26 protein-coding genes, 1 tRNA gene and 1 riboswitch are annotated in these 23,027 nt (G+C 63.1%); of the genes, 18 read left to right on the forward strand and 9 right to left on the reverse strand.

Annotated features, from left to right (window positions below; genetic code table 11):
• Positions 1-49 precede the first annotated feature (49 nt).
• The 5 genes from mce (at position 50) to NKH05_RS15920 (ending at position 4,588) form a co-directional block, all read left to right on the forward strand.
• On the forward strand, positions 50-454 hold the full coding sequence (gene mce / locus NKH05_RS15900) for a methylmalonyl-CoA epimerase (protein ID WP_352483057.1): 405 nt from the start codon (positions 50-52) through the stop codon (positions 452-454).
• Positions 451-735: a DUF1467 family protein gene (locus NKH05_RS15905; RefSeq protein WP_023720733.1), complete on the forward strand. Its 285-nt coding sequence runs from the start codon at positions 451-453 to the stop codon at positions 733-735. Before mce ends, NKH05_RS15905 begins: the two co-directional genes overlap by 4 nt.
• A gap of 561 nt (positions 736-1,296) precedes the next feature.
• Entirely contained in the window at positions 1,297-2,625 is a 1,329-nt protein-coding gene (gene proS, locus NKH05_RS15910) for a proline--tRNA ligase (protein ID WP_352855244.1), read from the forward strand.
• Entirely contained in the window at positions 2,622-3,908 is a 1,287-nt protein-coding gene (locus NKH05_RS15915) for a lipoprotein-releasing ABC transporter permease subunit (RefSeq protein ID WP_352855245.1), read from the forward strand. Before proS ends, NKH05_RS15915 begins: the two co-directional genes overlap by 4 nt.
• Positions 3,905-4,588: an ABC transporter ATP-binding protein gene (locus tag NKH05_RS15920; RefSeq protein WP_023720730.1), complete on the forward strand. Its 684-nt coding sequence runs from the start codon at positions 3,905-3,907 to the stop codon at positions 4,586-4,588. The genes NKH05_RS15915 and NKH05_RS15920 overlap by 4 nt, the downstream gene beginning before the upstream one ends.
• A 404-nt stretch (positions 4,589-4,992) precedes the next feature.
• On the opposite strand, the gene lipB is transcribed toward NKH05_RS15920, so the two are convergent.
• Positions 4,993-5,736, reverse strand: a complete 744-nt coding sequence (gene lipB / locus NKH05_RS15925) for a lipoyl(octanoyl) transferase LipB (protein WP_352483062.1) — start codon at positions 5,734-5,736, stop codon at positions 4,993-4,995.
• 177 nt (positions 5,737-5,913) lie between these two features.
• On the opposite strand from lipB, the gene NKH05_RS15930 reads away from it, so the two are divergent.
• Positions 5,914-5,998: transfer RNA gene (locus NKH05_RS15930), tRNA-Leu, on the forward strand.
• A gap of 143 nt (positions 5,999-6,141) precedes the next feature.
• Here NKH05_RS15930 and NKH05_RS15935 read toward each other — a convergent pair.
• Entirely contained in the window at positions 6,142-6,963 is an 822-nt protein-coding gene (locus NKH05_RS15935; protein ID WP_023720728.1) for a phosphatase PAP2 family protein, read from the reverse strand.
• 429 nt (positions 6,964-7,392) lie between these two features.
• Here NKH05_RS15935 and NKH05_RS15940 point away from each other — a divergent pair, with 429 nt between their 5' ends.
• Positions 7,393-7,710 carry an ArsR/SmtB family transcription factor gene (locus NKH05_RS15940; RefSeq protein ID WP_023720727.1) on the forward strand — a complete coding sequence of 106 codons (318 nt, stop codon included), beginning with the start codon at positions 7,393-7,395 and terminating at the stop codon, positions 7,708-7,710.
• Positions 7,707-8,189, forward strand: a complete 483-nt coding sequence (locus NKH05_RS15945; protein WP_031194498.1) for an SRPBCC family protein — start codon at positions 7,707-7,709, stop codon at positions 8,187-8,189. The genes NKH05_RS15940 and NKH05_RS15945 overlap by 4 nt, the downstream gene beginning before the upstream one ends.
• 197 nt (positions 8,190-8,386) lie before the next feature.
• On the opposite strand, the gene NKH05_RS15950 is transcribed toward NKH05_RS15945, so the two are convergent.
• Positions 8,387-8,608, reverse strand: a complete 222-nt coding sequence (locus tag NKH05_RS15950) for a hypothetical protein (protein ID WP_156948157.1) — start codon at positions 8,606-8,608, stop codon at positions 8,387-8,389.
• 277 nt (positions 8,609-8,885) lie between these two features.
• On the opposite strand from NKH05_RS15950, the gene mgtE reads away from it, so the two are divergent.
• A complete protein-coding gene (gene mgtE / locus NKH05_RS15955; protein WP_023720724.1) occupies positions 8,886-10,304 on the forward strand; it encodes a magnesium transporter in 1,419 nt (472 codons plus the stop codon).
• Between the two features lie 139 nt (positions 10,305-10,443).
• Positions 10,444-10,830: a MerR family transcriptional regulator gene (locus NKH05_RS15960; protein WP_023676566.1), complete on the forward strand. Its 387-nt coding sequence runs from the start codon at positions 10,444-10,446 to the stop codon at positions 10,828-10,830.
• Positions 10,831-10,849: 19 nt separating this feature from the next.
• Here NKH05_RS15960 and NKH05_RS15965 read toward each other — a convergent pair whose 3' ends face one another.
• Complete coding sequence (locus NKH05_RS15965; protein ID WP_023720723.1) at positions 10,850-11,356, reverse strand: methyltransferase family protein; 507 nt, start codon at positions 11,354-11,356, stop codon at positions 10,850-10,852.
• A 16-nt stretch (positions 11,357-11,372) separates the two neighbouring features.
• Positions 11,373-12,371 (reverse strand): heparan-alpha-glucosaminide N-acetyltransferase, encoded by a 999-nt coding sequence (locus NKH05_RS15970; RefSeq protein WP_352861419.1) that lies wholly within the window; start codon positions 12,369-12,371, stop codon positions 11,373-11,375.
• A gap of 247 nt (positions 12,372-12,618) precedes the next feature.
• On the opposite strand from NKH05_RS15970, the gene NKH05_RS15975 reads away from it, so the two are divergent.
• Entirely contained in the window at positions 12,619-13,818 is a 1,200-nt protein-coding gene (locus tag NKH05_RS15975) for an MFS transporter (protein ID WP_023720721.1), read from the forward strand.
• Here the strand turns inward: NKH05_RS15975 and NKH05_RS15980 are convergent.
• A complete protein-coding gene (locus NKH05_RS15980) occupies positions 13,797-14,990 on the reverse strand; it encodes an aromatic ring-hydroxylating oxygenase subunit alpha (RefSeq protein WP_023720720.1) in 1,194 nt (397 codons plus the stop codon). The genes NKH05_RS15975 and NKH05_RS15980 overlap by 22 nt on opposite strands.
• A gap of 140 nt (positions 14,991-15,130) precedes the next feature.
• Positions 15,131-15,326: riboswitch (cobalamin riboswitch) on the forward strand.
• Positions 15,327-15,362: 36 nt separating this feature from the next.
• On the opposite strand from NKH05_RS15980, the gene NKH05_RS15985 reads away from it, so the two are divergent.
• The 4 genes from NKH05_RS15985 to cobO are packed head-to-tail and all read left to right on the forward strand — an operon-like array spanning position 15,363 to position 17,473.
• Positions 15,363-15,542 carry a CbtB domain-containing protein gene (locus tag NKH05_RS15985; protein ID WP_023720718.1) on the forward strand — a complete coding sequence of 60 codons (180 nt, stop codon included), beginning with the start codon at positions 15,363-15,365 and terminating at the stop codon, positions 15,540-15,542.
• A gap of 15 nt (positions 15,543-15,557) precedes the next feature.
• Positions 15,558-16,340 (forward strand): CbtA family protein, encoded by a 783-nt coding sequence (locus NKH05_RS15990; RefSeq protein ID WP_023720717.1) that lies wholly within the window; start codon positions 15,558-15,560, stop codon positions 16,338-16,340.
• On the forward strand, positions 16,333-16,854 hold the full coding sequence (cobU, locus tag NKH05_RS15995) for a bifunctional adenosylcobinamide kinase/adenosylcobinamide-phosphate guanylyltransferase (protein WP_353025739.1): 522 nt from the start codon (positions 16,333-16,335) through the stop codon (positions 16,852-16,854). Before NKH05_RS15990 ends, cobU begins: the two co-directional genes overlap by 8 nt.
• Before the next feature lies 1 nt (position 16,855).
• Positions 16,856-17,473 (forward strand): cob(I)yrinic acid a,c-diamide adenosyltransferase, encoded by a 618-nt coding sequence (gene cobO / locus NKH05_RS16000; RefSeq protein WP_023720715.1) that lies wholly within the window; start codon positions 16,856-16,858, stop codon positions 17,471-17,473.
• A gap of 439 nt (positions 17,474-17,912) precedes the next feature.
• Here the strand turns inward: cobO and cbiB are convergent, their stop codons facing one another.
• Entirely contained in the window at positions 17,913-18,884 is a 972-nt protein-coding gene (cbiB, locus tag NKH05_RS16005) for an adenosylcobinamide-phosphate synthase CbiB (RefSeq protein WP_352814633.1), read from the reverse strand.
• Between cbiB and cobD the strand changes: the two genes are divergently transcribed.
• Together cobD and NKH05_RS16015 are read left to right on the forward strand one after the other, a co-directional pair.
• Complete coding sequence (gene cobD, locus NKH05_RS16010; protein ID WP_352844392.1) at positions 18,883-19,941, forward strand: threonine-phosphate decarboxylase CobD; 1,059 nt, start codon at positions 18,883-18,885, stop codon at positions 19,939-19,941. The two genes, cbiB and cobD, sit on opposite strands and share 2 nt — an antisense overlap.
• The gene (locus NKH05_RS16015; protein ID WP_023719902.1) at positions 19,938-20,447 is read left to right on the forward strand and encodes a tyrosine phosphatase family protein; all 510 of its coding nucleotides are present in this window, start codon (positions 19,938-19,940) and stop codon (positions 20,445-20,447) included. The genes cobD and NKH05_RS16015 overlap by 4 nt, the downstream gene beginning before the upstream one ends.
• On the opposite strand, the gene NKH05_RS16020 is transcribed toward NKH05_RS16015, so the two are convergent.
• Complete coding sequence (locus NKH05_RS16020) at positions 20,448-21,251, reverse strand: creatininase family protein (protein WP_023719903.1); 804 nt, start codon at positions 21,249-21,251, stop codon at positions 20,448-20,450.
• A 108-nt stretch (positions 21,252-21,359) separates the two neighbouring features.
• A complete protein-coding gene (locus NKH05_RS16025) occupies positions 21,360-21,743 on the reverse strand; it encodes a RidA family protein (RefSeq protein WP_352640494.1) in 384 nt (127 codons plus the stop codon).
• 276 nt (positions 21,744-22,019) lie between these two features.
• On the opposite strand from NKH05_RS16025, the gene NKH05_RS16030 reads away from it, so the two are divergent.
• Positions 22,020-23,024: an ABC transporter substrate-binding protein gene (locus tag NKH05_RS16030; protein ID WP_353025741.1), complete on the forward strand. Its 1,005-nt coding sequence runs from the start codon at positions 22,020-22,022 to the stop codon at positions 23,022-23,024.
• Positions 23,025-23,027 lie beyond the last annotated feature (3 nt).

Genomic DNA, 23,027 nt, shown 5'->3' on the forward strand with positions numbered 1-23,027 from the left:
CCCTACTCCCATACTGCCCTATTGCCTTACTGCCCTAAGGACGCAGTCAATGCTCGGACGCCTCAACCATGTCGCGCTTGCCGTGCCGGATCTGGCTGCGGCGGCGGCGGCCTATCGGGATACGCTTGGCGCCCGCGTGACCGCGCCGCAGGCGCTGCCGGAGCATGGCGTGACGGTGGTGTTCGTCGACGTCGGCAATACCAGGATCGAGTTGCTGGAGCCGCTCGGCGAAGGCTCGCCGATCGCGGCATTCCTCGAGAAGAATCCGTCCGGCGGCATGCACCATGTCTGCTACGAGGTTGACGACATTGTTGCGGCGCGCGACCGTCTCAAGGCCAGCGGCGCGCGCGTGCTGGGCGATGGCAATCCGAAGACCGGCGCGCATGGCAAACCGGTATTGTTTCTGCACCCCAAGGACTTTTTCGGCACGCTGGTCGAACTGGAGCAAGCATGAGCTGGGTCTCTTTCATCGCCCTGTTCTTCGCCACATGGTGGGTGGTGTTGTTCGCCGTCCTGCCGTTCAGCATGCGGACGCAGGACGAGGACCAGGATGTGACGCTGGGTACGGTTCCGAGCGCGCCGCGCGGACCGCATATGGTGCGCGCCGCACTGCGCACGACGATCGCCACACTGGTCCTGATGGGCATCTTCTACGGCATCACGAGAGGGCTTGGTCTCGGCATCGACGACATCCCGCACATCGTGCCGGATTTCAACCAGAGCCCAGCGCATTAGCCGGCTACCCAATGTCCTGCTATCCAAGACCTATGCCGACGCCCTGAAATCAAGCTCAGCCAGCAAGGTCAACCCAAGTAAAGGCCGTGGGCCGGATTTGGGCTGACGCAACGTCATGTAGTTTGGCAATCTGTCTTGCTAACCAAATGATTGCACAAAAAAAATGCAAGGCGCGAGGCCTTGCAATTTAAACGCGTCCGATCTGTTTCCGGTGTCCGGCGGCAGCGAGTTACCGCGCCTAGATCGCATCCTCCCAAGACTTTGACCGCGTAGGAGGGCAGATTTTTCTCCGCCCTCTCGGTTATCGGGGCACACTAGCCTAAGGCGGGTGAAAATGTCACGAAGAATTTTGCCCGGAAACAGGCAATCTCGTGCTGCAGTGCACAATAGTACGGCAGGCGTTGCTTGCGAAACGCCCAGCAAGCCGTGTGCGGCAATTGCGGCGTCTGTGCAGCGCCTGGGCCGGGTTTCCATTCCGCCATGAAATGGCTATGAAGCCGGGGCAAGCAAGCCTGCGCTGCGCCGATTCCGGCGCCGCCATCCTCTCTCACGGACCAGTTCATGCGTTTGTCGCGCTATTTCCTGCCCATCCTCAAAGAAAATCCGCGCGAGGCCGAGATCGTCTCGCATCGGCTGATGCTGCGCGCCGGCATGATCCGCCAGCAGGGGCAAGGCAGCTTCTCCTGGCTGCCGCTCGGCAAGCGGGTACTGGACAAGGTCTGCCGGATCATTCGCGAGGAGCAGAATCGCGCCGGCGCGCTCGAAATCCTGATGCCGACCATCCAATCGGCCGAGCTGTGGCGCGAAAGCGGCCGCTACGAAGACTACGGCAAGGAGATGCTGCGCATCAAGGACCGGCAAGATCGCGACATGCTCTACGGCCCGACCAACGAGGAGATGGTCACCGAGATCTTCCGCTCCTACGTCAAGTCCTACAAGGACCTGCCGCTCAACCTCTATCATATCCAGTGGAAGTTTCGCGACGAGGTGCGCCCGCGCTTTGGCGTCATGCGTTCGCGCGAATTCCTAATGAAGGACGCCTATTCCTTCGACCTCGATTATGAAGGCGCCAAGGCCGCTTATAACTGTATGTTCGTGTCCTATCTCAGGACGTTCACGCGCATGGGGCTGCAGGCGATCCCGATGCGCGCCGACACCGGGCCGATCGGCGGCGACCTCAGCCATGAGTTCATCATCCTGGCCGACACCGGCGAGAGCCAGGTGTTTTGCCATCGCGACTATCTCTCGCTTGATGTACCAGGGGCGAATACCGACTTTTCGAATGACGCCGAGATTGCCGAGATCGTCAAGACATGGACGACGCCCTATGCCGCCACCGACGAAATGCATGACGAGGCGGCATGGGAAAAGCTCTCCGAAGCCGACAAGGTCTCGGCGCGCGGCATCGAGGTTGGCCATATCTTCCATTTCGGCGACAAATATTCCAAGCCGATGGGCGCCAAGGTGACCGGGCCGGACGGCAAGGATCATTTCGTCTCTGGCGGTTCCTACGGCATCGGTCCGTCGCGGCTGGTCGCGGCGATTATCGAGGCCAGCCATGACGATAACGGCATCATCTGGCCGGAAGCGGTGGCGCCGTTCGACATCGGCCTGATCAACATGAAGGCTGGCGATGCCGAATGCGACCGCGTCTGCGGTGAGATGCATGCCGCCTTTGCCGCCGCCGGCAAGGAGGTGCTCTACGATGACACCGACCAGCGGCCGGGAGGCAAGTTCGCTACCGCCGACCTGATCGGACTTCCGTGGCAGGTGATCGTGGGGCCGCGCGGCGTCGCAGCCGGCGAGGTCGAGATCAAGAACCGCAGGACCGGCGAGCGCGAGACGCTGCCGATCGGCGACGTGAAAAAGCGTTTCGGTGCCGCCGCATGAACGAAGCGGCAGCAGCCAAACCTTCGGGGGCAGGACCCTTTTCCGGCTTTGAGCGTATGGTTGCGTGGCGCTATCTGCGCTCGCGCCGCAAGGAGACGGTGATCTCGGTCATCGCCTCGATCTCCTTCCTCGGCATCATGCTGGGCGTTGCCACGCTGATCGTCGTCATGGCGGTCATGAACGGCTTTCGCGCCGAACTGCTGACGCGCATCCTCGGCGTCAACGGGCACCTGATCGTGCAGCCGCTCGACATGCCGCTGGAGGACTATGCCCAGGTCGCCGGCCGCATCAACGGCGTGCCCGGCGTCAAATACGCCATTCCGCTGATCGACGGGCAGGTGCTGGCGCAAGGCAATGTCGGCGGCGGCACCGGCGCGCTGGTGCGCGGCATACGCGGCGAGGACCTCGGCAAGATCACCATCGTCGCCAACAACATCAAGGAGGGCTCGATCGTCGGCTTCGACACCGGCGAGGGCGTCGCCATCGGCAGCCGCATGGCCGAGAATCTCGGCCTTGTGCTTGGCGATACGATCACGCTGATCTCGCCCGAGGGCGACGTCACGCCGCTCGGCACGACGCCGCGCATGAAGGGCTATCCGGTCACCGCGATCTTCGAGGTCGGCATGTCGGAATATGACAGCTCCATCGTTTACATGCCGTTCTCGGAATCGCAGCTTTATTTCAACATGGACGGCCGGGCGCAGACGATCGAGATCTACACCGACAATCCCGACAATATCGACGCGCTGAAGCCGAAGGTCGAAGAGGCGGCGCAGCGGCCGATCAGCCTTGTCGATTGGCGGCAACGCAACAAGACGTTCTTCGACGCGCTGCAGGTCGAGCGCAACGTCATGTTCATGATCCTGACGCTGATCGTGCTGGTGGCGGCCCTCAACATCATTTCGGGCCTGATCATGCTGGTGAAGGACAAGGGCCACGACATCGCCATCCTGCGCACCATGGGAGCGACGCGCGGCGCGATCCTGCGCATCTTCCTGATGACAGGCGCTGCGATCGGCGTTGTCGGCACCATCGCCGGCGTGCTGCTCGGTGTCGTGATCTGCCTCAACGTCGAGCGCATCCGCCAGTTCTTCTCCTGGCTGGCCAACGAGCGGCTGTTCAATCCCGAGCTTTATTTCCTAAGCCAGCTGCCGGCCCGGATGGATGCCAGCGAGACGATCTCGGTCGTTCTCATGGCTTTGGCGCTGTCGTTCCTGGCGACACTGTTTCCGGCGTGGCGGGCGGCCAGGCTCGATCCGGTCGAAGCGCTGAGGTACGAATGATGGCCGAGGCCATTATCGAGCTGAAGAGCGTCGAACGGCACTATGTGCAGGGGCCGCGCAAGCTGACCATCCTGAACGGCGCCGATTTTTCGCTTAAGCGTGGCGAGATGGTGGCGCTGGTGGCGCCGTCGGGCACCGGCAAGTCGACGCTGCTCCACACCGCCGGGCTGCTGGAGCGGCCGGACGCCGGCGACGTGATCCTGGCGGGGCGCGCCTGCGGCCGGCTTTCCGACGACGAGCGCACGGCGATCCGCCGCAACGATGTCGGCTTCGTCTACCAGTTCCATCATTTGCTGCCTGAATTCTCGGCGCTGGAAAACATCATGATGCCGCAGCTGATAAAAGGGCTGGCGCGCAAGGAGGCGGCCGAGCGGGCGGCGCAATTGCTCGACTACATGCAGATCGGCAAGCGGGCGCAGCATCGCCCTTCCGAGCTCTCCGGCGGCGAGCAGCAGCGCGTCGCCATTGCGCGCGCCGTCGCCAACGCACCGCTGGTGCTTTTGGCCGACGAGCCGACCGGCAACCTCGACCCGGTGACTGCTTCCTATGTGTTCGAGGCGCTGGCAGCGCTGGTCCGGCAATCCGGCCTGGCGGCGCTGATCGCCACCCATAATCACGAGCTTGCCTCGCGCATGGATCGCCGTGTGACGCTTGCCGACGGCAAGGTCGTCCCGCTTTAGGGTGTGCTAAGACCGAGGTGATGCCGGCCTGCGAACTGGCGTGCGCCGTCCGCTATTTTTCGTGCGCGCTCTCGGCCCGAAACCGTCGGCAATCTGCCTCTCAACCCTTTCTTAACCCTGCCGAAATTGACCGCACGCAATTCCGGCCATGCCGGGATTGCGATCGTTGACATTCGAACAAAATTAGAACAAAATACGAACATACTAACAACAGGAGAGAGTTATGACCGATCTTGTTCAGGATGTCGTTTCGCTGGTGTGCATGAGCACGTTCCTCATTTCCATGGCAATCTGGATCGGCGCGATGTGAGGATGCGCTGAAAGACATGGCTCGAACGCTGACGACCCGTTCTTCGCGGAGGCGAGGGGCGCAGCGTAGGACTACGGTCTTCAGTGAGGTTCTGTCAGCCGACTTTGCGGGCCGCCTCGACCTGCAAAGGCGCTGCCGGGCCGAAGACATCTTCGAAGGCTGATTTCAGCGCCAGGTCGAGATCGGCCATTGTTACGGGAAGGCCGAGATCGATGAGGCTGGTGACGCCGTGATCCTGGACGCCGCACGGCACGATGCCGCTGAAATGGCCGAGATCCGGCTCGACATTGATGGCAATGCCGTGAAAGCTCACCCAGCGCCTCAGCCTGATGCCGATGGCAGCGATCTTGTCCTCGGCGACCGAGCCGTCGGGCAAAGCGGGGCGATCCGGCCGCACCACCCAGACGCCGACGCGGTCCTCGCGGCGTTCGCCGCGTACGTTGAAGGCGGCCAGCGTGCCGATGATCCATTGTTCGAGTGCCGCGACGAAGGCGCGGACATCCTCGCGCCGCCGCTTGAGGTCGAGCATGACATAGGCGACGCGCTGGCCCGGCCCATGATAGGTGTATTCGCCGCCGCGCCCGGCGGCAAAGACCGGGAAGCGGTCCGGCTCGATCAGGTCCTCGAAACGGGCGCTGGTGCCGGCGGTATAGAGCGGCGGATGCTCGACCAGCCAGACCATCTCGCCAGCCGCGCCGCTGCGGATTGCTTCGGCGCGCGCCTCCATCACGGCGAGCGCATCGGGATAGGCGGTGAGCCCGGGCTCAATGCGCCATTCGACCGGCGCCGAGCCGGGCGAGGGCAGGAACGACGTGGCGATCTGGCTGCGTTCTGTCATGATATCTCGTCTCGCCCCTCATATGGCGGCAATCGGTACAAACGTCCAGTTCCGGGCACGTTCGGCGCTTTGCAGAGTTAAGCCGATATCCGGCCGATTATTGCTGGCCGCGCACTTGTTTCACCGGAAACGATTTGCTACACGCCGCGGGCCGGTTCGTTCTGGCTCCTACCACGTGCGGTCGTGGCGGAATTGGTAGACGCGCAGCGTTGAGGTCGCTGTGGGGCAACCCGTGGAAGTTCGAGTCTTCTCGACCGCACCATTAAATTCGAAAGCGCCCCGTTGAGTTCGAGCACGGCAAAGAGCGTCTTTGTCAGGCGCGAGGCTTTTTTGCCCGCGATCGCGAGTTTGGCCGATGCGAAAACGCCATCGGCGCGTAGCCATATATGCGGTTTGCGTGGATAATTATTCGCGCACCAGGCGTCCGGTTGCCCACCAGATCACAGATACAGCAGCGATCGATACGTAGCCGTCCAGGGCATAGTGCCATCCAGTGTACACCGATCCGTACAGGATCAGGGCTGCAAACGCCCAACCCAGAGCGCCCAGCCAGAGATTGATCGAGGACAGCAAATAGGCGTTCAGTGCGGCAAAGGCGACATGCATGCTTGGCATGGCCGAGATGCCGCCGCCAAGGCTTGGCCGGCCACTCCGGTAAGCCATCAGGAGATATGCTGCGGGTTCCCGCACCATGTAATTATGGTCCAGTCTGTCCAAGGCGGCATTCAATCCGTGGAAGCGATCCACGCCAACAAACTGGTGGTAGTAAACCGGCCCGACCGATGCCAGCGCCAAAGCCAAGACAGTTCCGAGGATGCACAACGTCAGCGCTGCCGCGCTGAGATAGCGGATGCGCGCAATCTCGTCCGACCAGAGCGCCACGAAAAGGATGGTGCCGAACCACTGGTAGAACCAAATGACTTCATAGCTGTTGAAGACGACGAGCGACCACCCGTTGCTGTCGAGCTTATGGGCGATCTCCCACGGCGGCATCCCGTGCAACCATTCATCAGCGTCGGCTAACCAGTGGTCGGCATAGTATGGGACGACGGACGGGATGGCGATCTTGTAGGTGGAGAACGCGGTCAAGCTGGCAAAGAAGAACAGCAGCACCAACAGACAGCCGCGCCAGCGCCCTTGAACCAAATCCAGGGCGTAGCGAACCGGTTGCCGTCGGCCATGGATGAGCGCGGCACAACAGACGCCACCGATAAACAAGACCGGCATGCCAATAAGAAACTTGTGAGAATAGATTAGGGCTGATGTACGGAATACTTCTGGATATAGTGCAGATGCACCTAACACGTACATTGCCATAAACAAGGAGAGGCGCAATTGCCATATGGCTGAGGGCCTGTGGCGAGAGGCTTCCGTAGTTAGGGCCAAGCCAATTTACCCGTTCTTAATGTTTCGCCGGAGAGACATATACACCGATAAGGTGAAAACCTTGCCGTCAGGTTTACTTTTCCCCGGTGGTCGACACCTGCCGGCTCGCATGCGGTGGATAGATTCCCTGAGCAATCTTGCATCCGCATTGCTGTCCATGCCCCGCGCGAAGGAATTGCCCGGAGCCTCGGGGTCGAACCGGCCGGTGCTTAAACACGGGCCCGCCACTCCCTCGGTTGACCTATCATAAGTTTTAGCTTATCATAAGTCATGGTTTATGATTACGCAGGAATGGTGGCCTTGGCCGATCCGACACGCCGCAAGGTGTTCGAGCTCATCGCCGATCGGCCGCGCTCGGTCATCGATCTGACGCGGGTGCTTCCGGTCTCGCAGCCGGCGGTATCGCAGCACCTCAAAGTGCTGAAGGAAGCCCGACTGGTCCGTGCCGAGCCCAAGGGCGCCAGCAATATCTATCATCTCGACCCGCATGGGCTCGGCGAGATGCGCGCCTGGCTCGATCGCATGTGGGGCGACGCGCTCGACGCCTTCAAACGGGAAGTCGACAACAGCAAGGAGAAGAGGAAATGACGACTATGATCAAGCCCGCACCGGTCAGGAAGTCGGTGACCGTGGAGGTGCCGCTCGACAAGGCATTCGATGTGTTCACGACAGGGTTCGGACGGTGGTGGCCGGCTTCGCACTCGATCGGCAAATCCGCCCTGACGACCGCGGTGATCGAACCGAAAGCCGGCGGCCGCTGGTACGAGATCGGCGAGGATGGGTCAGAATGCGATTGGGGCGAGGTTCTCGCCTGGGATCCGCCGTCGAGGCTGACGCTCGCCTGGCGTATCGGGGCCGACTGGCGCTACGATCCGGCATTGCTGACCGAGGTCGACATCCGCTTTGTCGCGCTCGGCGAGAATTCGACGCGGGTGGAACTCGAGCACCGGCTTCTGGAGAACATGGGCGAGACCGCAGAAGCAGCGCGCCAGGCCTTCGAATCGGAGCGTGGCTGGAGCGGTGTCCTTGGCGCCTACGCGGCTGAGGCCAAACGCTACGCTGCCTGATCGGCAGGCCTCTAAGCCCGATATCCAGCGAGGCCGTCGCACCGTCGGCCTCGCCTCATTCCCGGTGCAGCATATGCCGTTCTGCCCGACCACCGGGACTGTTGTTGTTGGGCGACCGATTCCCCGACCGGGGCACACCACACCTGGCGTTGTCGCGGACTGCCCGGCGGTTGGTCGGCGGCGATGGCAGAGCTGGATTACCGGTGCTTCTCGACGAAAGCCTTGCAGGCGGGTGACAACTGCTCGATCATGCTCTGAAGGTCGCATTTGCCGATCGGTGTCATTGGGCAAAGCCGTTTGTAGTCAGGCTTGCATTCCTTGCCCTGAAAAGATTTGAAGGCCTTTGCATCGGCGGTAATCGGGTTCAAAAGTATTCCCGAACAAACCAACGCAAGACTGGTAAACAGATACTTCCCCATAAACACCCTCCCTTTATTACCGGTAATTATAGAGATGCTAAATTAGAATCCTCTAATTATCAATCTTGAATTATCAATCTTGGGCAACCGGCAGCTCGCAAGGTCGCCTGATATCCGTCGGTTGCGCACAGAGAGGCCGATGCTCAAGCCAAATCGCGCCGCCGCTCCATCCTTGTGTTTGACCATGATCTTTTCGGAAAACCGGTTTCCACTTTTCAGGATCATGGTCTAGACCTGACAGGCATCTTATCCGGAAATCCGATGGCGGGAGGCGCTGGTGGAAGGCCAGGACGAACACATGACCGGCGCCAGGGCCGCTGAGGAGCGCCGCGCCGACATCTATGACGAGGACGGCGTCATCCTGTCGTCGTTTCTCACCCAGATCGGTGCCGCGATCGCCGATCGCGATACGCTGACGCTGAAGCGCGAAGTCGACGATCTGCACCAGTCGGAACTCGGCCACCTGCTCGAGGCGCTGCACCCGGAACAGCGCCGCGCCCTGGTCGAATTGCTGGGCAAGGATTTCGATTTTTCCGCGCTGACCGAGGTCGACGAGGCGATCAGGCGCGACATCGTCGACAATCTGCCCAATGCGCAGATCGCCCAGGCCGTGCAGGAGCTCGATTCCGACGATGCCGTCTACATCCTCGAGGACCTCGACCAGGAGGACCAGGACGAGATCCTGTCGCAACTGCCGTTCACCGAGCGGATCAGGCTGCGGCGCTCGCTCGACTATCCCGAAGAGACCGCCGGCCGCCGCATGCAGACGGAGTTCGTCGCGGTGCCGCCATTCTGGACGATCGGCCAGACCATCGACTACATGCGCGAGGACAACAACCTTCCCGACCGTTTCAGCCAGATCTTCGTCATCGATCCGAGCTTCAAGCTGCTCGGCGCCATCGACCTCGACCAGATCCTGCGCACCAAGCGCTCGGTCAAGGTCGAAGAGGTCATGCATGAGACCAGGCATGCCATCCCGGCCACCATGGACCAGGAGGAGGCGGCACGCGAATTCGAACAATACGATCTTCTGTCCGCTGCCGTCGTCGACGAGAACGAGCGGCTGGTCGGCGTGCTGACCATCGACGACGTCGTCGACGTCATCCAGCAGGAGGCCGAGGAAGATCTGCTGCGCATGGGCGGCGTCGGCGACGAAGAACTCTCGGACAGCATCCTTTCGACTTCGCGCTCGCGTGTGCCGTGGCTGCTGGTCAACCTTTTGACGGCCTTCCTCGCGGCTTCGGTGATCGGCCTGTTCGACCGCACCATCGAGCATATCGTGGCGTTGGCGGTGCTGATGCCTATCGTCGCCGGCATGGGCGGCAATGCCGGCTCGCAGACCATGACCGTCACGGTGCGGGCGCTGGCGACGAGGGACCTCGACATCTACAATGCCGGCCGCATCATCCGCCGCGAAATCGGGGTGGGCTTCATCAACGGCATCATCTTCGCCATTCTGATCGGCATCGTCGCGGCTGCCTGGTTCCACGATCGCAATCTCGGCGGCATCATCGCGGCGGCGATGATCATCAACATGTTCGTCGCGGCTCTGGCGGGCATCCTGATCCCGCTGCTGCTCGACCGCTTCAAGATCGACCCGGCTGTGGCTTCGGCGGTTTTCGTCACTACGGTCACCGATGTCGTCGGTTTCTTTGCCTTTCTCGGGCTTGCCACATGGTGGTTCGGCGTAGGCTGAACGGCACCTCAATTGACTTTTACGTAAATGCCATGCGAGGCTTTGAAAGGTGCCTTGTCCGCCGATTCTGGTACGCGCCTGGGCGCCGGCGGCGCCGGCCAGTTGGAACTCGCGGCGTGGCCGGGGCATTGGAGTGACGATGCGGGAATATTATTCGATCACGGAGCTGACCCGCGAATTCGACGTGTCGACGCGGACGTTACGCTTCTACGAGGACGAAGGGCTGGTGCAGCCGGTAAGGCGCGGCCGCACCCGGCTGTTCCGTCCGTCGGACCGGCATCTCATCCGGCAGATCATGCGCGGCAAGAGGCTCGGCTTCTCGATCAACGAGATCCGCGAAATCATCCAGATGTACAGGGAGCCGCCCGGCGAGGTTGGGCAACTCAAGCTGATGATCAAGCGCATCGAGGAAAAGCGCGAGGATCTTCGCCAGAAACGCCGCGACCTCGAGGAGACCCTGGCCGAGCTCGACCAGGCCGAGGAATCCTGCGTCGAGCGGCTGGTTGAACTCGGCGTCACCACGTAAGCGCGGTGTCAGCCTCGGCTCAAATCCAGCGCCGCACCCTTTTGGCGTAGTCCCGGTACTTCTTGCCGAATTTGGCCGTCAGCACCTTCTCCTCGCTCTCGATCGTCAGCTTCTGCGTCAGGAACGCCGCGATGACCGCCAGCGGCAGGAACCAGGCGATCCCCGAGACAAAGGCGAGGCTGACCAGCAGCAATGTGTTGGCGAGGTAGATCGGATTGCGGCTGACGGCGAAGGGTCCGGTGGTCACCAGATGGTCCGGCACGCCGTTCGGGTTGAGCGTCGTCTTGGCGCGGATCATGGTGCGGATTGCCGTGAACCAGAGCGCGGCGACCGCCAACAGCCCCACAAGCCCGGCGGCGAACAGGATGTCGCCGAGAAGATCGCCGATCCACGGCAGTGGATAGAGAAACCCTAGCGCGACGCTGACGATGATGGCGGCGATATAGATCAGCGGCGGCCATGGGATGTGCCCCAGCTTCGGCTGCCCAGGATTTTGCTGCACGGGTTTCGGGTGACTGTCGCTCATTGCTGTCCTCCCTCGATTAGCGCGTTCTCGGTTCCGCCGCCTCGGTTTGGGCGGTACAGGTGCCGGCGAGCTCGCCAATATGCGCCTTCCACTCCGGGGACTGGTCGTTGCTGTAGAGCCGGTCAAGCGAGGCTTCGCCCTGGAGAGTGTCCAGCATGCAGGCACAATAGCTGGAGCAGAACTCGGTGTCGCGCGCCTGCTCGCAGGATATTTGGCAGGATTTCAGAAAGTTCACCTCCCTGCTTTCGACCCGCGCCGGCATGAATTGCGAAAACAGCCAGACCGAGCCGATCAGCAGCGGCTGATGGATCAGATAAAAGGCAAGGCTGTGCCGGCCGATGAAGACCAGCGGGTTTGCCCAGCGGCCTGGCGTCATGGCCGACAGCCGGGTCAGCACGCCGGAGGTGGCGGCGAGTTTGGTAACCGCGATGCCGGCAAGCACGGCGCCGAACCAGGGAAGCAGCGGAACATAGTCGTTGGAGTGCGGATTGGTCGCCGATAGACCGACCCACCACAAAGCCGGATGATCGAAGGCCTCGGATCTGAGGTAGAAGGGCGCCGCGATGACAAACGCCGCGACAAGCAGCGTCAGCAGCGCCGGCAGCCGCAGGAACGCCAGGCCGAGCAGGCTGGCGAGCGCGATCTCGTGCAATATGCCGAAAAAAATGAAGCCGTCGGGCGTGGCGATTCGGGTGACCAGCGATATTGCGAGAGCCGCCCCGGCAACCATGGCGAAGCGCTTCCAGAAGCCTGTCCAGCGGATTTTCTTGCCATGGGCGAGATAGAGGCTGACGCCGACCAGGAACAGGAAGCTCGAGGCGATGCAGCGCGCGTAGATTTTCCACCAGCCGAAGGCGGTGAGGCCGGGATCGGTGTAGCCGAAAAATTCGAGATCCCAGGTGAAATGATAGCTCGCCATGGCAAGCAAAGCGATGCCGCGTGCGATGTCGATGGCGGCGATGCGCTTCGCCTTCGGTTGATCCTGAACGGCGGTGGTCGGCGTGGCGATGCTCATCGGTCTCGCTGTCTTGGTTCAGCCCCGGCAAGACGACTATCACGGTTGCCACCGTCAAAAGAAGCAGTCCTCGCGTCGCGTTGGCGCGGGTCAGCATTAGAACTCGCTTTAGGCCAGAGCCGGAAAGCCTTTGGCCGGCTTCGCTTTTTGCCGTGAAGGCGTCGGTTTCCTGTTACCCGGCCAGGAATCGCCGCGGCAGATTTGTGCTCCAAACCCTGCTTTGGGCGATTCTGCTTCGGGGAAAGCAATGGCTACCCATGTGCGCCATCCTATCTGGCTTGCGGCCTTGCGGCCGGCGGATGCACGCACCTTCGCCTCGCTTTATGCGGTCGAATCGTTCGCGCGCGCCACCGTCTCCAGCGTCATCCCGATCCAGGCCTATGAGATCCTGCACAACGAGCAGATCGTCTCGATCCTCTACACGGTCGTGGCAATGCTCGGCCTCTCGGCGACGCTGTTCATGCCGATGTTGATCCGGCGCTTTGCCCGGCGCTGGGTCTATACCGCCGGTGCCTGCCTGCTGGCCGTCGGCTCGCTGTTCTTCGTCACTCATACGCTTGCTGGCCAAACGGTCGGCATGCTCTGCCGCGTCATCGGCGCCAGCGCGCTGGCGATCACGCTCAACCTCTACATCATGGACCACATCCGCAAGACCGATTTCATGCAGGCCGAGTCGCTGCGCATGGCGTGGTCGATGCTTGCCTGGACCGCCGGGCCGACGCTCGGCATTTTCCTCTACACGCGTTTCGGCATCTATGCCGCGCATAGCGCGGTGGCCGTCTTCGCCATGGCCCTGCTGGCGCTGTTCTGGACCTACCGGCTTGGCGACAACCCGTCGATCCGCCCGGGCAAGACGCGGCCGGTCAATCCGCTGGCCAATATCGGCCGCTTCGTCGCGCAGCCAAGGCTGAGGCTGGCCTGGCTGATCGCCTTCGGCCGTTCCTGCTTCTGGACGACGTTCTTTGTCTATGGGCCGCTGTTCATGGTGATCACCGGCGAGGGCGAGCTCGCCGGTGGCCTCTTGGTTTCGGCCGGCAATGCGCTTTTGTTCATGGCCATCTTCTGGGGCAGGGCGGGAAAGCGTTTCGGCGGCCGGCGCACCATGACGTTTGCCTATTTCGCCATGTCGGCGACGCTGCTGGCGGCCGGCGCCGTCGGCGAGGCCGCGCCGCTCGTCACCGGCGCGTTGCTGCTTTGCGGTGCCTTCTTCACCATCGCGCTCGATGCGCTGGGCTCGACCGCGTTCATGCGCTCGGTGCGCTCGTATGAGCGGGCGCAGATGGCGGCGGTCTACCGCACCTATCTCGACTTTTCCGAGCTGACGCCGCCGCTGGTCTATTCAGTGGTGCTGGCGTTCTTCGGCCTGGGCGCGGTTTTCGCGACGCTCGGCCTGCTGGCGGCGGTCTGCGGCTTCGTCACTTGGCGCTATCTGCCCAAATCGCTTTGATGTTCAAGCGCCGCATGCCGCTCGCGCACCCAGTTGTGGAAGCGGTGCAAATCATATTCCTCGGGCATCAGCACGCCGGCCTTATGGCGCATCGAGCGCAGGCCCTTCTGGTTGACCTCGCAGATATCAGCGTCTTCCTCCAGCACCTGGGTACCGAAGGCGACGATGTTGTCGATATCCGCAGCCGGATCGACGAGCGCTTCGGGCGAAAAAAGCCATTCGGCGGTGAGTTCGGTCTGCTCCGGCCCAAGCGGCACCAGCCGCACGGTCCTGACATAGTCGACATGGCCGACGACGAACATCGACGGCAAGTTGGTGGCATAGGTCTGCCCGGCAGCACGCTCGGCCGGCGTCAGGCTCGAAAAGACCGAGCCGTGGACGCGCCCGTCGCGCGACCAGGTTTCGGCCCCGGCCCGCAAGCCGCCGGCAAATTCCGGCGCGTCATTGTCGGCGTGGCGCGCCCATTCGGGGTCGTCGTGCCGGCCCATCAGGCCGCGGCCATAGATCGGCACCAGCCGCGACAGGTCCTTGTGGACGCCAGGGCAGTGCAGGCACTCGTTGAAGTTCTCCCAAAATATCTTCCAGTTGCAGTTCATAACCTTGCGCAGCACATGGCCGCTCAGCAGCGTTTCCAGCGGCCAGTTGGCGAGGTTGCCGGATGCCGGATCGAAGGATGTTTCAGCCGAACCGGCAGCGTCTTGCGCGAGGTTGACGAAAACGAAACCGCGCCACACCGAAAGCGCGACGCGGTAGAGCGGATGATCGGCCTTGTCGAAACCGTCCGGCAGCGATTTCGACGGCACGCGCACCAGATCGCCGCGCAGCGAATAGGACCAGGCGTGGTAGGGGCAGGTGATGAGCCGCGCCTTCAGCCGTCCTTCGCTCTGCTGGCAAAGCTGCGAGCCGCGATGCCGGCAGGTGTTGTGAAAGGCGCGCAATTCGCCGGTCTCGTCGCGCAGCACGACGACCTCCTGCGTGCCTATGCGAAACGTCCTGAAAGCCAGCGGATGGGCAAGGTCGGCCTCGCGGCAGACCAGCAGCCAATTGCGATACCAGATGGCCTCGAGATCGCGCTGATAGCCTGCGATGTCCCAATAGGCCGATGACGGCAGCGTCGGCTCGGCCCGCGTCAGGCCGTTATAGGGACCGCGCTCATTCGGGCTGGGTTGCATGCCGGCTTCCTCCCCATCCGCCAGCCGACACCCGGCTGTGAGAATTGTCAATTGCGGCGCCGGCCGGCGAGCTTGGCGAGGCGGCGCATTCGCCACACGATCCGGCGGAATTTGGTTTGCCGGGCGCGGCGATTCTGCCTATAGTCGCTGATGTCGTCGGTTCCGTTTGGAACCAAGAGGGAATGCGGTGCGGGCGAAATTCTTGCCCAATGCCGTGGCTGCCCCCGCAACTGTGTGCGGTAGTCCTCTCCATATGCCACTGAAGATTTTCTTCGGGAAGGTGGGGAAGGGCGCTGATCCGCGAGCCAGGAGACCTGCCGGCGACAGGAAACTGACTTCTATGCCCTCGGGTGGAGGGCGAAAGGACAAGACATGAATACCGCTTCCGTCTCGCTCGGCGCTTCCGTCTCCTCGCAGTCGCGTTTCATGCAGCTGGCGCTTGCTGCATTCCTCGGCATTTTCGTCATGGGCTTTGTCGGCTTCTCGCACATCGATGCGGTCCACAATGCCGCCCACGACTATCGCCACTCGATGGGCTTTCCCTGCCACTGACAAGGGGCTGACATCATGACACTGTTTCGCAACGTCGTGTTCATCGCGGCGATCGCAGGGCTCGTGGCCGGCGTCGTTCTCGCCTGCATGCAGGCCTATGCCACGGTGCCGCTGATCCTGAAGGCGGAAGTCTACGAACAGGCCGGCGGCGGCCATGACCATGCCGCGGCACCTGCGGCACCGGTCGAAAACGCCGGGGGCACGATGGCTATAAGCAGCGCCGCGCCGGCACCGGCTGAAGCAATGGCTCCGGCGGAGGACGAAGGCTGGGCGCCGGCCGACGGTTTCGAACGTTTTGCCTTCAGCGTCGTTGCCAATATCGTCACCGGCATCGGCTTCGCGTTGGTCCTGGTTGCGGTTTCGGAGTTCGCCGGCGGCATCGGCAATTGGCGCCAGGGCCTGTTCTGGGGGCTTGCCGGCTTTGCCGTGTTCACGCTGGCGCCGGGCCTCGGCCTGCCGCCGGAATTGCCGGCAATGCCGGCGGCCGACCTTGTCCAACGCCAGATCTGGTGGTGGGCAACGGTGGTGGCGACCGCCGCCGGTCTCGGCCTGCTCGCCTTCCGCAGATCGCTGCCGCTGGCGGTCCTTGCCGTGGCGTTGATGGTGGCGCCGCATATTGTCGGCGCGCCGCAGCCCGACAGCTTCGAGACGACAATCCCGGAAGGCCTGCATCATCAGTTCGTGGTGGCGGTGACGCTGACCAATCTGGTGTTCTGGCTGGTGCTCGGCGCGGTCGTCGGCGTGGTGCGCGGCCGCTTCACCGGCACGGCGACCAGCCTGCGCGACAGCTTTGCCTGACCGCGCTGCCGGGGCGCTGACCCTGATCATCGGCGGTGCGCGCTCCGGCAAGAGCGTGCATGCCGAGAGGCTGGTGAGTGCCTGTCCGGCGCCATGGAGCTATATCGCGACGGCGCAAGCCTATGACGAGGAGATGCGCGAACGGATCGCGCTGCACCGCTCGCGCCGCAGCGCCGGCTGGACGACCATCGAGGCGCCGCTCGACCTTGCCGGCGCGATCGAGGCACTGCCTGACGGCCAGCCGGTGCTGATCGATTGCCTGACGCTGTGGCTGACCAACCATATGCTGGCCGAACATGATGTCGAGGCCGAATGCCGAAGGCTGGCAGATGTGCTGTCGCGGCCGCGTGGACGCTGGTTCGTGGTGTCCAACGAGGTCGGCCAGGGCATCGTGCCGGAGAATGCGCTGGTAAGACGGTTTCGCGACGCGGCCGGCCGGTTGAACCAGGACGTTGCCGCCGTCGCTGACACCGTGCTTTTGATGGTGGCGGGGCTGCCGCTCAGGGTGAAATGACATGGCTGATACTATCGACCCCAAGGACGAGGAGCGCCACCGCGCCAAGATGGCCAAGCGCAAGGCGGTGCAGGACGCCGAGGTTGCAGCCAAGACGGTCGAGAAAGGGCTGTTGATCGTCAACACCGGTCCGGGCAAGGGCAAGACCACGGCCGCCTTCGGGCTGGCGCTCAGAATGCTCGGCTACGGCAAGCGCGTCGGCGTCGTCCAGTTCATCAAAGGCAAATGGCACACCGGCGAGAAGGATGCTTTTGCCTGCTTCGGCGACCGCGTCGTCTGGCACGCCATGGGCGAGGGCTTTACCTGGGAGACGCAGGACCTGAAACGCGACATCGCGGCCGCCGAGGCCGCCTGGGCCAAGGCACTCGAGCTGATGGCCGAGCCGTCGATCAGCCTGGTGGTGCTCGACGAACTCAACATCGCGCTGCGCTACGACTACCTCGATCTCGAAAAGGTGGTCGCGGCGCTGAAGGCGCGTCGCGAAGGCCTGCATGTCGTCGTCACCGGCCGCAACGCCAAGCCGGCGCTAGTCGAGGCGGCCGATCTGGTCACCGAGATGGGCGTGACCAAGCACCACTTCTCCGCCGGCGTGAAGGCGCAGCAGGGGATAGAGTTCTGAGGGGTTTGGCGATCGGGGAAGGGCGTTTCGGAGCAGGCGGCGCCGGCGAAGCTGCCGATCTCCCCCCTTGTGGGGGAGATGCCCGGCAGGGCAAAGGGGGGCACTGTCCCTCGGCCTGTCAGTCGGAGACAACTACGTCGTCAGACCGTCATTAGCAGGTGAACGGTCAAGAGGCTGGCGATCCTTCGCGCCCCCCTCTGTCCTGCCGGACATCTCCCCCGCGAGGGGGGAGATTGGATGGCGCTTCGGATTTCGCCAACCTCGAACGTCAAAGGCAGGGAATGAGAAGCGCAAAGCTGGGGCGATTATTCTTTGGGCACAGCAATTTTGTTCTTGCTTTGTGCCGGCAGCTATGGTACTAATCTCGCTATGGTGCTAACTGGCTCCAACGACCCGCCGCTTGGCGGGTTTTTTGTTTCCGCTCGATCTCGGGCGCAGGTCACGCCAAGATAACAACCACTGCGATCACCCCGAACAGCGCGATCAGCAGTAAGTCGGCGACCCGGTAAAGTTTCAGCGCCCGTCGGATGTCGGTGCTCTCGATATCGTCGCGGCGGCCGCCTTCGCCCATCAACGCGTCTTCGACCATGACGCCGTCATAGGAACGGGGGCCGGCGAGCGCCAGGCCGAGCGCACCGGCCATCGCTGCTTCCGGCCAGCCGGCATTGGGCGAGCGGTGTTTTTTCGCATCGCGCCGCACAGCATGCCAGGCGGCTTTGGCATCGGCGCCCTTGACCAGGAAAGCGGCAAGCACGATCAGCAGCGCCGTCAGCCGTGATGCCGGCAGGTTGATCCAATCGTCGAAGCGCGCCGCCGCCCAGCCGAAGGCCTCGTGGCGCGGGGTGCGGTGGCCGATCATCGAATCGGCGGTGTTGGCGGCCTTGTAGGCGACGCCGCCGGCGAGCCCGCCAACGCCGATCCAGAACGCCGGCGCGACGACGCCGTCGGAGAAGTTCTCGGCCAGGCTTTCGATCGCGGCGCGGCAGACAGCGGCCCTGTCGAGCTTTTCCGGGTCGCGGCCGACGATCCGCGAGACGGCAATGCGGCCCATGTCCAGTCCGCCGCTGTCGAGGGCGTCGGCCACCGCTTCGACATGCTCGGCCAGGCTCTTCTGCGACAGCAGCGACGTCGCCAGGATTGCGATGACCAACAAGCCGAGGGGAATGCTCCAAAGCATGGCTTCGATCCAGAAGGCGAGGGCGGCCGGCACCAGCACGATGACCAGCAGCGCGAGCACGCCCCAGCGGCGACGGTGGGCGTCGGAATCAGTGGCGCGGTTGAGCCTGCCGTCGAGAAAGGATATCAGCCTGCCGAACCAGGTGACGGGATGGCCAATGGCATCGAAGAGCTGGGCCGGGTAGCCGAGTACAAGTTCGATGGCCAGCGACAGGAAAGTGATCAGGATCGACATGAAGTCTCTTGATGGAGTGACGGCGGCAGTGGACCACGGCGGAAGCCTTGGCCGGGCGAGGGCGCTTTTCCCTCACGCGCCGCTGCCTTTCGTCGACCTCTCGACCGGGATCAATCCGCACTCCTACCCGCTTTTCGATTTGCCCGCCACCGCCCTGTCGCGATTGCCGGAAGCAGCGCGTGCCCGCGAATTGGCCGAAGTCGCGGCAAGCGCCTATGGCGCTCCATCGGCGGCGAATGTCGCAGCGGCGCCCGGCACGCAGATCCTGTTGCCGCGCGTCGCTTCGCTGGTCAGCCCGGGCAGGGCGCTGGTGCTCGGGCCGACTTATGCCGAGCATCGGCGGGCAGCGGCGATCGCCGGCCATGCGGCGGCTGAAGTCGATGATTTCGAAGCCTTGGCGGCGGCCGACCTTGCCGTCGTCGTCAATCCCAACAACCCGGACGGGCGCGTCGTCGAGCGCGAAAGATTGCTTCGACTTGCCGCAAAATTGCGCGCCAGAGGCGGGCTGCTGGTCGTCGACGAGGCCTTCATGGATGTCGGCCCACGCAGCGAAAGTCTCGCTGGCGACGTCGACCAGGGCGGCATCGTCGTGCTGCGCTCGTTCGGCAAGTTCTTCGGCCTGGCCGGCCTGCGGCTTGGCTTTGCATTGACCGACGCGCTGACGGTCGAGCGGCTGCAGGCGCAATTCGGGCCATGGGCGATTTCCGGGCCGGCGCTCGAATATGGCATAAGGGCGCTTGCCGATACCGGCTGGCAGGCCGGGATGCGGCGCCGATTGGCCGAGGATGCCGCACGGCTCGATGCGCTGTTCGGCCGGTTCGGCGTGCCTGTCGCCGCTGGCACCGCGCTGTTCCGCTATATCAGGCTGGCGAACGCCGCCCGCCTGTTTTCGGTGCTCGGCCAGCGCGGCATCCTGCTTCGGCATTTCGCCGACCGGCCGGATGTGTTGCGCGCCGGCCTGCCGGGAGCCGACGAAGAATGGCGGCGGCTCGAATCAGCGCTTGCCGGCTGGGCCTCGCGGCGCGACGATGATGCCAAGGGAGAAACGATCCAATGATCCATGTCTGCTCGCTGTCCAAAGTCGAGGAAACGGTGACGAAGACCGGGGCCGGGCGGCTGCTTTCGCTGCTCGCTGCCGGCACGGAGGTGATGCGGCCGGCCTCGATCACCAGGGAAAACCATCTGCACCTGGTCATGCACGACATTGCGGTAGCGCAGGAGGGCATGACCATGCCGGGCGAGGAGCATGTCTTGAACCTGCTCGATTTCGCCCGCCAATGGGATCGCTCGCGGCCGCTGGTGGTGCATTGCTATGCCGGCATCAGCCGGTCGACCGCCTCGGCCTACATTATCGCGGCAGCGCTGGCGCCGAAGCGCGATGAAGCCGAACTGGCCAAGACGCTGCGCGCGCTGTCGCCCACGGCGACACCCAATCCGCGGCTGATCGCAATTGCCGACGCACTGCTCGAGCGCGACGGCCGCATGAGCCGCGCCATCGAGGCGATCGGGCGCGGCGCCGAAGCGTTTGAGGGCACGCCGTTTGCGCTGAGGATCGAGGGCTAGTTACGCCAGCCAATCCGCCAGCTTTGCCTTGCGCACGTCCTTCAGCAAGCTGATGAAGCCGTCGGCTTGATGCTCGGCGGTGAGCCGGCCTTTTTCGGCGGTTGCAATGCTGGCGTCGCCGACCACGCCATTCGGGTTGAGGTCGCTGGCGATCCAGGCGAAGGCGTGCGTTCCGGTGTGGCGCAGCAGCGAAAATTCCTTTTCGGCGCGGGCGACCTTGGACACGAAATTATCGGCCTTGGCCATGTCGACGAGGTCGGGCCGGAAGTGCAGCATCAGCGAGGTCTCGACGTCGCCGCCATGAATGCCGTGGCGGTCTTCAAGGTCGGTGTACATGCCGGCCGGCCGGCCAAACCGTTGCCAGCTGGTCTTTACCGCCAGCATCTTTGCCCGCACGCGCAATTCGCGGGTGACGATGCCCATGATCTCCTCATTGCCGCCATGCGAGTTGACGACAATCAGTTTTCGGACGCCGGCGCGTGCGACCGACAGGCCAAGTTCGGTCCACGCCTCGACCAGGGTCGTCGCCGGCAGAGTGAGGGTGCCGGGCGCATGCAAATGCTCGTTCGACTTGCCCACCGCCTGAACCGGCAGGATGCGGATGTCGAGATCGCCGGGCAGGCGCGCGATCACCGTTTCCAGCATGCCGTTCATGATCGAGGTGTCGGTCGAAACCGGCAGATGGGGCCCGTGCTGCTCGATCGCCGCCAGCGGCAGAACGGCAATGGTCGCCTCAGGATCGACGGTCGCGTATTCGGTGGTCCGGTAGTCACCCCACCATACGCGTTTTTTTGTTCCGGCCATTTTTTACCTCGAAGAGACTGGATGCGCGCTTGATGAGGGGCGGCACCAACCTTTGTCGTGTAACTTGAGATCATCGGCCTGTCGATTCCAGCCGCTGGCCAGCGCTCCTCAACCCGCCGCGATGACCTCGATCTCGACCTTAAACTCCGGCCGGGCAAAGCCGGACACGATCATCAGCGTCGAGGCCGGCGCCGGACTGGCGAACAGCCGGTCGCGAACCTCCATATAGGGCCGCAGGAAGGCGCGGTCGGTGACGTAGGCGTTGATGCGGACGATGTCGGACAGGCCGAGCCCGGCCTCGCCGAGAATCGCCGCTATGTTCTGGAAACAGAGCTCGGCCTGTGCGCCGGCCTCCTCGGGGATCTGGTCGTCCGCTGTGATCGCGACCTGGCCCGAACACAGCACCAGCCGCTTGCCGGGCGGCAGCTCGACGCCATGGCTGTAGCGGGCGAAGGGCGGCTTGATCGACTTCGGCGTGAGAAATTTGAACATGGCAATCTCCGTTCACGGCAGCGTAAAGCTGGATGTAGGCGGGCATCAAGATGGCGGTGCATGTCACGAGGGCGATTGTGGACAGGCGATCAAAAAGTAGGCACGATGCCTTCCGTACAGCATGACCCGTCCGGCCTTCGCGCCGCCATTGCACAGGCGGGCATTGCACAAGCGGGCGGTCCCGACGCAACGCGCCGGTGGCATGTGTCTTGCTTCTTGAAACAATGGTGTCGAGCCCGGCGCGTGATGCGCCGGAGCGAACAAAGGGTGGTGTGGATGTACGGAAGACTCAAGATTTCGGCGGGCGTGATCGGGCTGCTTGGCGCAGGTACGCTTGCCGCGGCAGCGAACGAAAAAGTCACCTTCGGCACCAACTGGCTGGCCGAGCCGGAACATGGCGGTTACTACCAAGCCGTGGTGGATGGTACCTATGCCGCATGCGGCATCGACGTGACGATCATGCAGGGCGGCCCACAGGTCAGCGGCCGGCCGCTGCTGCTCGCAGGTAAGATCGATTTCTACATGGGCGGCAATCTGCTGTCGGCCTTCGATGCCGTGCAGCAAGGCATACCGATGCGCGTCGTGGCCGCCGACTTCCAGAAGGACCCGCAGGTCATCATGTCCCATCCCGGCCAGGGGCTGGACAAATGGGAAGACCTGAAGAACGCCGACCAGTACATCCTCGGCGACGAAGGTGCGCAGACCTTCTTCCAGTGGATGGTCACCGACCTCGGCTTCGATGCCGCAAAACGCGTGCCCTACACTTTCAACCCGGCTCCGTTCATCGCCAACAAGAAGTCGATCCAGCAGGGCTACGTCACCTCGGAGCCATTCGCCGTCCAGAAGCAGGGCGGTTTCACGCCGAACCAGTTCCTGCTGGCCGACTATGGCTGGGACACATATGCAACGACGGTCGAAACCATGCAGGAGACGGTCGACAAGCGGCCCGAGGTGGTCCAGTGCTTCGTCGATGGCTCGGCCAAGGGCTGGTACAATTATCTCTACGGCGACAACAAGGCCGCCAACGAGATGATCAAGAAGGAAAATCCGGACATGACGGATGAGCAGATCGCCTTCTCGATCGAGCAGCTGAAGAAGTTCGGCGTGGTCGATTCCGGCGACAGCGAAAAGCTCGGCATCGGCGCCATGACCGATGCGCGCATCCAGAGTTTTTACGACAAGATGGTCAAGGCCAAGGTAACACCGGCGGGCATCGACATCAAGAAGGCCTACACGCTGGCCTTCGTCAACAAGAGCGTCGGGCTCGACCTGAAGAAGTAGGCC

This window comes from Mesorhizobium sp. M1399 (assembly GCF_040317735.1).
Lineage (GTDB): Bacteria > Pseudomonadota > Alphaproteobacteria > Rhizobiales > Rhizobiaceae > Mesorhizobium.